This is a genomic window from Acetobacterium wieringae (assembly GCF_026646375.1).
GTDB classification, from domain to species: Bacteria; Bacillota; Clostridia; order Eubacteriales; family Eubacteriaceae; genus Acetobacterium; species Acetobacterium wieringae_A.
The window spans coordinates 114,195-124,697 of the sequence record NZ_JAIPPU010000014.1 but is presented as its reverse complement, the minus strand read 5'-3'; the positions used below and the strand labels follow the sequence as shown (position 1 = coordinate 124,697).

The 10,503-nt window shown below is 41.0% G+C and carries 7 protein-coding genes; 4 read left to right on the top strand and 3 right to left on the bottom strand.

Translation table 11 applies throughout. From position 1 onward, the window contains the following. Positions 1 to 47 precede the first annotated feature (47 nt). The 4 genes from Q7P33_RS13300 to Q7P33_RS13285 all read left to right on the top strand — a co-directional run bounded on the left by Q7P33_RS13300 (position 48) and on the right by Q7P33_RS13285 (position 7,326). Complete coding sequence (locus Q7P33_RS13300) at positions 48 to 5,144, top strand: diguanylate cyclase domain-containing protein (protein WP_303871026.1); 5,097 nt, start codon at positions 48 to 50, stop codon at positions 5,142 to 5,144. Between the two features lie 119 nt (positions 5,145 to 5,263). Continuing rightward, positions 5,264 to 5,596 (top strand): zinc ribbon domain-containing protein YjdM, encoded by a 333-nt coding sequence (locus Q7P33_RS13295; protein ID WP_303871024.1) that lies wholly within the window; start codon positions 5,264 to 5,266, stop codon positions 5,594 to 5,596. Positions 5,597 to 5,934: 338 nt separating this feature from the next. Further along, positions 5,935 to 6,603 (top strand): B12-binding domain-containing protein, encoded by a 669-nt coding sequence (locus Q7P33_RS13290; RefSeq protein ID WP_303871034.1) that lies wholly within the window; start codon positions 5,935 to 5,937, stop codon positions 6,601 to 6,603. Positions 6,604 to 6,831: 228 nt separating this feature from the next. Continuing rightward, entirely contained in the window at positions 6,832 to 7,326 is a 495-nt protein-coding gene (locus tag Q7P33_RS13285) for a GNAT family N-acetyltransferase (protein WP_303871022.1), read from the top strand. Between the two features lie 348 nt (positions 7,327 to 7,674). Here the strand turns inward: Q7P33_RS13285 and Q7P33_RS13280 are convergent, their stop codons facing one another. From Q7P33_RS13280 to Q7P33_RS13270, 3 genes are all read right to left on the bottom strand, one after another. After that, on the bottom strand, positions 7,675 to 8,133 hold the full coding sequence (locus Q7P33_RS13280; RefSeq protein WP_303871021.1) for a hypothetical protein: 459 nt from the start codon (positions 8,131 to 8,133) through the stop codon (positions 7,675 to 7,677). A gap of 115 nt (positions 8,134 to 8,248) precedes the next feature. Beyond that, complete coding sequence (locus Q7P33_RS13275) at positions 8,249 to 9,583, bottom strand: MATE family efflux transporter (protein WP_303871019.1); 1,335 nt, start codon at positions 9,581 to 9,583, stop codon at positions 8,249 to 8,251. A 58-nt stretch (positions 9,584 to 9,641) separates the two neighbouring features. Then, entirely contained in the window at positions 9,642 to 10,235 is a 594-nt protein-coding gene (locus Q7P33_RS13270; RefSeq protein WP_303871017.1) for an MBL fold metallo-hydrolase, read from the bottom strand. Between the last annotated feature and the right edge of the window lie 268 nt (positions 10,236 to 10,503).

Sequence of the window (10,503 nt, the reverse complement as noted above, 5' to 3'; positions counted from 1 at the left end):
AAAAGTCTTTTGTATCAACGTTTTAAAGTGTTTTTAATGTGCGAAGTTTGAGTAAACACATTAAACATATCTACAATTCAAAAAATAGCGATGTCTATACGGCTATTAATAAACTCACTGGCAAGCGTGTTATCTTAAAGACCACAAATGAAGAGCGCGTCAATCTGTTCGGTTTTGCCAAGCTTCAGAATGAATATGCGATCCTAAAGAAAATCAACAGTCGTTTTGTCCCAGAAGCAATTGATTATTTAAAAATTGACGATGGTTTTTATTTAGTATTGGACTATTGTGATGGGATTCCCCTTCAGGATTATATCCAGAAACACAAAATATCAATTCGGGCGTTTCTGGATATTAGTCAGCAAATTGTTCAGGCACTTTCAGATATTCATAATGCTGGTTTTATTCATAAAGATCTGAATCCGGCCAATATTATTGTTAATGATAAAACCCGAAAGGTTACAATTATTGATTTTGGCTTATCAACAGCGTTTTCACACGAAAAATCCCTGAATTTGGAAACGACTGTTTCGGAAGGAACTTTGTATTACATGTCACCAGAACAAACGGGTAGAATGAATCACATGATTGACTTTAGAACGGATTTCTATTCATTGGGTGTTACTTTTTTTGAAATGCTTTGTGGTTGCCATCCCTTTGAATCAGAAAACCAATCGCAAATTATTTATATGCATCTGGCGAAGCGGCCACCATTGGTTAAAGAGCTTAATCCAGATGTTCCCCAAATGCTGTCGCATCTGATCGACAAACTGATGGCCAAAATGCCGGAGGATCGCTATGTAAAAGCAGAAGGAATTTTATTTGATCTGAATAAGTGTCGTGAAATGCTTGACGCAAGCAGTAAAATAGCCGCATTTGAACTGGGAACGGGGGATTATTCAGATCATTTTGAAATACCGCAAAAATTATATGGTCGAGAGAATGAAATTGCCATTCTGGTGTCAGCCTATCAGGAAAGTTTAAAAGGCGGAAGGCAACTGGTTACGATCGCAGGGCATTCGGGGATTGGCAAGACATCGCTGGTCCGTGAATTGTATAAACCGATGGCCAATTCAAACGGATTGTTTATCTCGGGAAAATTTGATCAGTATTTTAGAAATATACCATACATTGCGATTTCCCAGGCGCTTGAGCAGTTTTGTGATTTTATTCTTGCTGAGAATGAACAAAATGTTGAGCTTTGGAAAGAACGGATTGAAATGGCTCTTAAGCAGGATGATCAGCTTCTTGTTGAAAAAATTCCTAAACTGGCATTGCTTGTCGGCCCATCCCAGCAGCAGCCAGAGCTTTCGCCACTTGAAAAAGGCACCAGACTTAAGGCCGCTTTACAGAGCTTGTTGGCAGTGATCGCTTCGCCGGAGCGACCACTGGTAATCTTTATTGATGATATTCACCTTGCAGACATGGGTTCACTGGCCATGATTGAAGAAATAATGGAAAACGAAAAAATCTGTGGCTTGCAAATAGTTGCCTGTTATCGGAATAATGAAGTCAATGAGGATCATCCGTTGATTCACAGTATCAATAAGATGGTTACCAGGCAAGCAAATATCCGGCAAATAACGCTTGCCGGTCTGGCCTTGGATACGGCATCGCAAATGTTGGCCGATGCTTTTCATTGCAGCCCAACATCCGTTGCTGAGTTGACGGATGTGATCTACACGAAAACCAATGGGAATCCATTTTATCTCAAGCAATTTATTAAGTTATGTTGGCGGGAAAAATTTATCTTTTTCAACAGCCAGGAAAAAAACTGGAACTGGAGCATTGATGCAATTAAGGCCTGTCGCGCAGAAGAGAACGTGGTGGACTTTCTGATTCGAAACGTGAATCAGATGCCTCAAGAAACAGTAAAAATACTTTCTTTAGGGGCTTGTATCGGTCAACGATTTAAACTAAGTACCCTTTTTGAGATATCCAAAGAAGAGCCAGCGCAGATTTTAAATAATTTGAGGCAGGCGGTTTCTCTTGAGGTGGTCTACCCGATCATCAATAACCCTGACAGCGATGAAGCAGCATTTCAATTTGTCCATGACCGATTTCAACAAACATTCTATACGATTCTGCCAGATAAGAAAAGATGCGAGATCCATTACAAACTGGCTGTATATTATGAGAAAATCGGTTTTGCAAATGCGAAACACACTAAAAAGCAGTTTCTCATGGCGGATAATTACTCCAAGGCTTTTAGTATGGTTGATGAAGCAAATGAAAAAAGAAGGGTATCTGATATTCTTCTTCGAGTCGCACATTTGGCATGTCTGGTCTCGGCATTTGATACAGCCATTCATTATCTGGAGCAAATTATCGATAGCTTTGAAGAAATGCATGTTGGGGATCAGTTTAAATCCTCGGTTTATTGTGACTATCATTTGGCTTTATGCAGCATTGCAAAATATGATCAGGCAGATGTCATCTATGCTGTGCTTGAAGAGCTGGCAACGGAGCCGATTAAGCTTACCGACAGTTGCTGTCTGCAGGCGATTGGTCTTTCAAACCGAGGCCAATATCAGGAGGCATTTATGCTGGGTGTCGCACTGCTGGAGAAGTTAGGGGTTCATTTTCCGGCGGACGATTTATTAAATACCATTTTAAAGGAAATCGCAGTCTTCTATGATGAAATTAATAACGAGGCGTTTCCGGGAGTTGAATCCTTACCGGAGGCGCGTTGTGCATTGGAATTTTCGATTGGTAAGCTATTAAACCGGATTTGTACAGCAGGCTTTTTCTATAATCCGCTGTACTCTTTCTGGGCAATTATTACCAGTGCCAAGCGGGTGCTTGAAAACGGCTATACCCCGGATGGATTATCACTCTATGGTAGTTTGACGCTGTTATTGATTCCGTTTCGAAATGATTACCGGTTATCCTATCATCTGGTTCGCAGTGCCATGACATTAGCTGAAAAAAACGGATACCGGATCTTTCGAATGTATCATTTGTTTTCCCTGATCAATTGTCATTGGTATGAAGACTTGCAGAACAGTATTGTCTATGCCCGAGAATCATGCAGTGGCAACATTGCGGTTGGCGATTTTGAGTTTGCCTGTTTCACTTATTTTACGACCCAGCAGATGATCCTTGAAACCTGCGATAATCTCGAAGAACTCGTTGTCGAGTCGGATACGGCGTTGGCGTTTGCGCAAAAACATGGGAATATTCATGCTTATGGAAGTTTTATTTCGTTTCGGCAATTGTGTCGATCACTCGTTACGTCGGGTTCGGAAGGCAGTTTTAATGATCGTGGTTTTAATGAAGTGACACATCTACGTGAAATCAGTGAAAACAAGATGGCGCTTTGCTTTTACTATACGCTGCGGGCTCTTTCGGCAGCAATTTATTTGGATTTTGATACGGTCTTTGAACTGACCGAAAAGGCGGCACCATTGATGTCGTCAATAACCGGCTTTTATGCAAATATCCTGCATAATTTTCTAAATTCGCTGGCTATCTGCAAGAAAATCGAGAGTGAACCCTGCTCAGAAGAAAAAACCACATTGATTGGTAAACTGACGGCCAATCAGATTTGGCTTAGCGAAAGAGCTGCCGATGCACCGGCTAATTATCGGCATTTGTATGATTTGATTGAAGCCGAAAAGTATATGCTCGAAAACAAAAATACCGATTCTTTTAATGTCTACAAAAAAATGTTGGTTTTATATGAAAAAGCCATGATCGGTGCAGCCGAAAGCAACCGCACTTATCATTATGCTTTGGCCTGTGAATTGGCAGGCATTCAATTTATGAACATGGATTCACTGCGATTAGCGACGATTTATCTGAAACAAGCGCACTCGGCATATTTATCCTGGGGAGCAACCGCAAAAACCGAGCAGATGAATAAAAAATATAACGGATTATCCCGCTTGCGCTTTAATAATTTAAAATTTAAAGAAGACCGTTCGGTTACTGCCAGAACGGCATCCAATTCAAAAATCAGCATCACATCGGGAATGTTTTTGAAAAATTCATCTGTGATTGACTTTTCAGCAATCATCAGAGCATCGCAAGCGATTTCTGGAGAAACAAAGCTGGAAGTGATCCTTGAAAGACTCATCAGCGTATTGCTTGAAAATTCAGGTGCCCAGGATATCTACTATCTGATTAAAAAAGATAATGATTACTTTGTTCAAGCCGAAGGTCATTCAGAAGGCGACGCATTCTCAATTTTGGCTGATCGGTGGGTTGAAATCGGCAGCCTGCCGTTTAAAATCCTTAATTATGTGGAAAGAGCCCGTGAGAGTGTTATTCTTGATGACGCAATGACTTCCGATATCTACGGAAGCGATGAATATATTTGTTCGCATGGCTGTAAATCGGTGATGTGTTTGCCGGTAATCAATAAGGGTGAACTCAAAGGGCTTCTTTACCTTGAAAACAATTTGATCGAAGGGGTATTTGACAAACAGCGTACCGAGGCGTTAAAAATAATTGCGGCACAGCTGGCGATCTCCCTTGAAAACGTCTATTTATTCAATAATCTACAGCAATTAGTTGATGACAGAACCCGGGAGCTGCGAGCAGAAATTGCGGTAAGAACGAATGCTGAAAAGCGACTTGAACAAATGGCGAATTATGATTATCTTACCAATTTGCCGAATCGCAGAATGTTTCAGACGTATCTGGAGCACGCCATTGAACGGGCCGGCACGAACAAATCAAATTTGGCGGTTTTGTTTATTGATCTGGATGGCTTCAAGGGCATTAATGATCAATACGGTCATGACAAGGGCGATTATGTTCTGGTGACCGTCGCACAAAGGCTAGTTGCTTCGGTACGAAGTTGTGATACCGTTTCCCGCATGGGCGGTGACGAGTTTGTCTTGATTTTGGAAAACATCAAGACCGTTGAAGAAATCGAAATCATTTGTAAGCGGATCATCACTGCAGCGGAAATGCCGATTGCGTTTGATGACTTGGGGGTTAAAGCCGTGGTAACATCAAGCATTGGCATCAGCCTGTTAAATTGTGATGAAACCACCGCCGAAGAACTGATTTCAAAGGCAGATACGGCAATGTATCGTGCCAAGAATAACGGCAAGAATCAGTTTGTTTTCTATTCATGTCCAAATTTGCCATGGCACAATGAACATGGAATCCCGGAGCATCTTTATTATCGTTAAATATCAAGCGCAACAAGTGAATAATGGTTGTATCCACTTTCAGGCTGACTTGTCAAAGGGCGGATACTATGATAATATGAATAACTCAGACCCAAAAGATAATGAATGGAGAAGAATCAATGGAACAGTTACCAAATTGCCCGAAATGTAATTCTGAATATACCTATGAAGATGGTGAACTGCTGATTTGCCCGGAATGTGCTCACGAATGGACCTTGGCATCAGCCGGCGAAGAAGAACTCAAGGTTAAGGATGCTAACGGAAATGTTTTAAGTCATGGTGATACGGTCATTCTGATTAAAGACCTGAAAGTCAAAGGGAGCTCCCAGGATCTCAAAAAGGGTACCAAGGTCAAAAATATCCGGCTGGTCGATGGGGATCATAACATTGACTGCAAAATTGACGGCTTCGGGGCAATGTCCTTAAAATCCGAGTTTGTTAAAAAAGCCTGAGGATCAAAAGTAAGATCGCTGTGGTCTGCCTCTAAAAGACCATGTGAATAATAAAAATCTCCTGATTAAGAAGTGCTAAAGATCAGGAGATATTTTTTTGCCACTTAAATAAATAACGCTAAAAATTTTCAGAAATGAAAATAATAGAAAGTTGTTTCTCACTTTTGGGGATATGGCTTGTGATAACATTTTCAAAACTGCAGTTATTTCATCGTTTTTTTAAAATTTACGATAGCGACATGCTGGCACGCATATTGCTATAATAATATCATTATGCGATTAAATTTTTAATTGTGAAATAAAAATAGGCATTAAGCGCAGTAAGGAAGGTTATGGAATTGCTGGATTTAAGAATTTTAACACAAACCATTGGCGATTTGGACGAAGAAAAGGTTATTGACCTGCTCGATGATTTTATTGCGGATAATCCTTCAGAGTTAGAAGTGCGAGAAGCCGTAACCGCCTGTCAGAACGGCATGGCGCTGGTCGGGAGTCTCTTTGAAAAAGGGGAGTATTTTGTTGCCGATCTGATTTTTGCTGGCGAACTATTGACGGAAGCGGTCAACAGGTTAAAACCGATTTTGAGTGAGTCGGAAACGATGGTTTCGGGAACAATAGTTTTGGGAACAGTGTATGGTGATCTCCACGATATTGGAAAAAACATCTTTAAAATTATGTCAGAAGCAGCTGGTTTTAAAGTCGTTGATCTCGGGATCGATGTTGATCCGGAGTATTTTGTAAAAAAAGTCCAAGAATGTCAGCCGGAGATTATCGGGATGAGTGGCGTTTTAACAATGTCGATTGATACGATGAAATCAACGATCACAGCTTTACGAGCGGCTGGCGTCACTGCTAAAATAATTGTTGGGGGACATCCCGTGACTCCAGAAATCGGTCAACTAATTGGTGCAGACGGATATACCGCCAATGCAGCAGAAGGTGTAAAGATTTGTCAACAATGGATGGCCGGAGATCAACGTTGGGGTTTAAATGAATTAGTTGGATAAAGTATTGGGTGTTATATCGACGGAGGATTACGTCGCTTATAACACCTGTTTTTATGCCCTTTCAAAGTCGAAAAATTGATGTTACCATAGAAAATTTGTAGTATAATACAACCAGAATATCAAGGTGAGAAAGTAAATGATAATGGTTTAAAAATAAATGTTTTTCGGAAGTGTTGCTATGTACGGTTTCGAATTTTTTTGATGACCATTTTATGAAAGGAACAGAAAATGAAAAGTGAATTAAACTCGGAACTAAACTTTAGAACGGCAGAAAAAGAAGATGTCGATTTAATTCTTTATTTTATCAAGGAGTTGGCCAGCTATGAAAAAATGCTTGATCAAGTTGTAGCTACTGAAGCATTGCTGACGGAATGGCTGTTTGAAAAGAAAACAGCCGAGGTTATTTTTGCGGAGTTGGATGGCGTGGAAATTGGTTTTGCCTTATATTTTCATAATTTTTCAACTTTTTTGGGCCAAGCTGGACTATATCTGGAAGATTTATATGTATTACCGGAATACCGTGGCCATGGCTATGGTAAAGCGATTCTTATGCAGCTTGCCAAAATAGCTGTTGAACGGGGTTGTGGTCGACTGGAATGGTGGTGTCTGGATTGGAATCAGCCAAGTATCGATTTTTACCTTTCGCTTGGGGCCAAAGCCATGGATGAATGGACGGTTTATCGGATTACCGGGGACACCCTATTAGAAATGGCAGCGCAGTGAAGTATGATCGCAATAGGCAGTATCAGAGCCACCAGGCCGCCTAATGGTTTGCATATTTGATGCAATTGATGGATTGGGCCATACGATGGTACTGTTCATTGGCCGTTGAAGCGCCGATTGCTCAGCCCATTGCCCGACTGGTGATGTTAAAACTGCATCAGCTAAAGATGTGAAGCTTGAAGTTGACAACAGCTGAATTGGACAGGTCACAGTTTTGATAACCGAAACAATTCCAGATCGATAAAAAAGACCTACAACAAAAAACCATGGAGCATGATTGGCTTCCATGGTTTTTTGTTTCTTTTCAGACACGGATTTTCGATAATATTGGTTGGGAAAACAGAAAAATCAGCCCATCTTTTTTTTCATTTCAAGTTTTTTTAACTCAAATTTCTTTTTATAATAACAAGCATAAACCTGGGCGTTTTGTTCCTGCTGTTCGCTGACAGTGAGTAAGCGGCACTTGTTGATGACCATCATCTGGCCTTTAAAAATGAGATAGATATCTTCCACATCTCGAAGGGTTTTATTTTCTTCCGATAATTGGTGCATGGTTTCTTCGGCCAATATCGATAACTGCTTTTTAATTTCAAGATCTGATAACTTCACAGATAAATCGACCTTGTTTTTATTTGGCTGGGGAAGATTTGTTGAGGTGTTTAAAGGTACTGCTGCAGATGTTGGGGCTTCTAACGGTACTGAAGATTCAGCGGGTGTTTTTTTAAGCGGTTCTTTTTTTTCTTTTTTCGTTATTTTTGCACGGTCATGGTAGTCGTCTCTGGTGATTCGCAAGATTGTTACCTCCATTTCTGATAGGAATTATTTAGTTTGTTAATACCATTATAAGTATAAAATACCAATCGATAATTGTTTTATTCTAACACTTTTGTGATGAAAAGACTATTAATATATTGGGGAGTTTTTAAAGATTTTTACTGATAGGAACAACAGCAATTTTCTTTATCCATTTTCGGCTCTTCAATCGATAAACACACCAGATCGCTTTGATAACCTGATCAATTTTAAGTAGCGTATAGATCCAAAAGGCGGGTAGATGCCAGACCAAACCGGCCAATGCGCCCAGTGGAACCGAGGCGACCCATAGAAAAATAATATCCGCCACCATTAAAAACCGGGTATCTCCACCGCCGCGTAGAACACCCTTGGTCAGGATGCTGTTGGCGGATTGAAAGATTACAATAAAGCCGATGGCAAACATTAGTTGTGCCGCAATTTGTTGGGTTTCTGGCGTCAGATTGTAGAGATTGATCATCGGTTTACTGGTGATCCAGATGATCATGGCACCACAGATACCAACAGCAATGCCCAGATATAAAAAAGTGACCCCTTGTCGTTGGGCAGTTTCCTCATCACCCCGACCGAGAGTGTGGCCGGTTATGATGGCGCTGGCGTTGGCAATCCCCTGAATAAATACCGTACTGAGTTGCTGGAGAACCATGGTAATGGCGTTGGCCGAGACGAAACTGACACCTAACCGCCCGACGACCATTGCGACAGCATTATTGCCGAGGGCGAGTAAAATATCACTGATCAGAACCGGAATTGCAATGTGGACGTATTCTTTAAGGATATCCCGACAGCGCATAAAGAGATGCCTGAGGCGGTAATTTATTTTTTTATCAACTAAAAATAAATAGCCGCAAATAAATGAGAATTCAAAAAATCGGGCAATTAGAGTGGATAGGGCAGAACCCTCAATACCCATCTGGGGGGCTCCTAAATTCCCGAAGATAAACAAATAGTTAAAGAAAATATTGATAGCAAATGCACAAACGGATGAAATTAAGGGGAGTCGCACCTGCCCGACGCTGCGTAGCACAATGGTGGATGTCAGTGACAGACCTAAAAGCAGATAACAGGGAACCGTCCATTTAAAATAGCGCACACCTTCTTGGATAATTTGCGGATCAGTTGTATATATTTGCATGATTGTTTCAGGAGCAAAAAAGGTTACCAGCGAAAAGATTAGCGCAAAACCCAGGCAGATTCGAAACATGATGGTTATGGATTGTTTCAGGGCAGTATGGTTTTTCATTCCCCAGAAACGGGAAGTAAGTACCGAAGCGCCCATGCCAATCCCCATGCAACAGATTTGAAAAACCATGATGAACTGATTGGCCAAAGCGGCTCCGGACAATGGCACCTCGCCCAGAGCGCCTACCATCATTGTATCGGTCATGTTCACGCCAATGGTGATTAGGCTTTGTAGGGTGATGGGAATGGCAATAGTAGCCACTAGTTTATAAAATGATCGGTCTTTAATGATCTGTTTGATTGCGCTACCTCCTTAAAATTTAAAGTTTTACTTCGTCATTGGGTTCAAGAATCAGGCGACCCTCAGCCACAAAGGTTTCGGCGAGCTTACGATCAAACAAAGCCCCCGGTTTCATATGGATAGGGATGTTATGGACGGCACCGATGACTGCCGCACATGCAGATGCTTCCTGAGGATCCATGTTATAAAAGCCATCAATTGGTAACAAGGCATAGTCAATGGCTGCTTTAGATAAAACATCCTTCATATAGTCAGTGGTGGATGTATCACCGGAAGCATAGATTTTAATGCCATCAAGCACGATTAAATAACCCACACATTTGTTTTTATCATGTCCGGAGTTATAGGCAGGTACGGCCTGGATAGTAATTTCATGAATTGTGCGGGTTTCATAAACACCATTAATCAGGATCGTTTCCGGTCTGATGACAACGCATCCATGGTTTTGGAGAATTAAAGACAAATCGTTATGGTCGGGATGTTCGTGGGTGATTAAAACAATGTCGGCTGGTAGATCATAGCCTGCTCCGGCAAATGGATCAACATAGACTACAATTCCCTGATCTGAAACAAGACGGTAACTGCCGTGGCCTTGATATAACAACGTTCCCATAAAGTTTTCTCCCCATATAAAAAATTAGTCGCTTTTAGTATCTCAATTATTTTTGCTCATACCGATTCAGTAGAAATACGTAGACTGCTGTTTTCAGTTTAGCGCTATGAATTGGTTTTGTCAAAGGAATTTAAGAAGAATGCGATAGGACAACTCGAGAGTTAAAGTTGGTAGGAGGAAAATTACACACTAACAAAGCATAAACGAGACAATGATCAAAAAATAAAAACAACGGTTCATTGATGAAACCGTTGCTTTCATGAAAGGT

Bases quoted from the DNA above. Each gene is read 5' to 3' on its own strand.
- Q7P33_RS13270 (WP_303871017.1), bottom strand. From the start codon at position 10,235: ATGGGAACGTTGTTATATCAAGGCCACGGCAGTTACCGTCTTGTTTCA.
- Q7P33_RS13280 (WP_303871021.1), bottom strand. From the start codon at position 8,133: ATGGAGGTAACAATCTTGCGAATCACCAGAGACGACTACCATGACCGT.
- Q7P33_RS13285 (WP_303871022.1), top strand. From the start codon at position 6,832: ATGAAAAGTGAATTAAACTCGGAACTAAACTTTAGAACGGCAGAAAAA.
- Q7P33_RS13295 (WP_303871024.1), top strand. From the start codon at position 5,264: ATGGAACAGTTACCAAATTGCCCGAAATGTAATTCTGAATATACCTAT.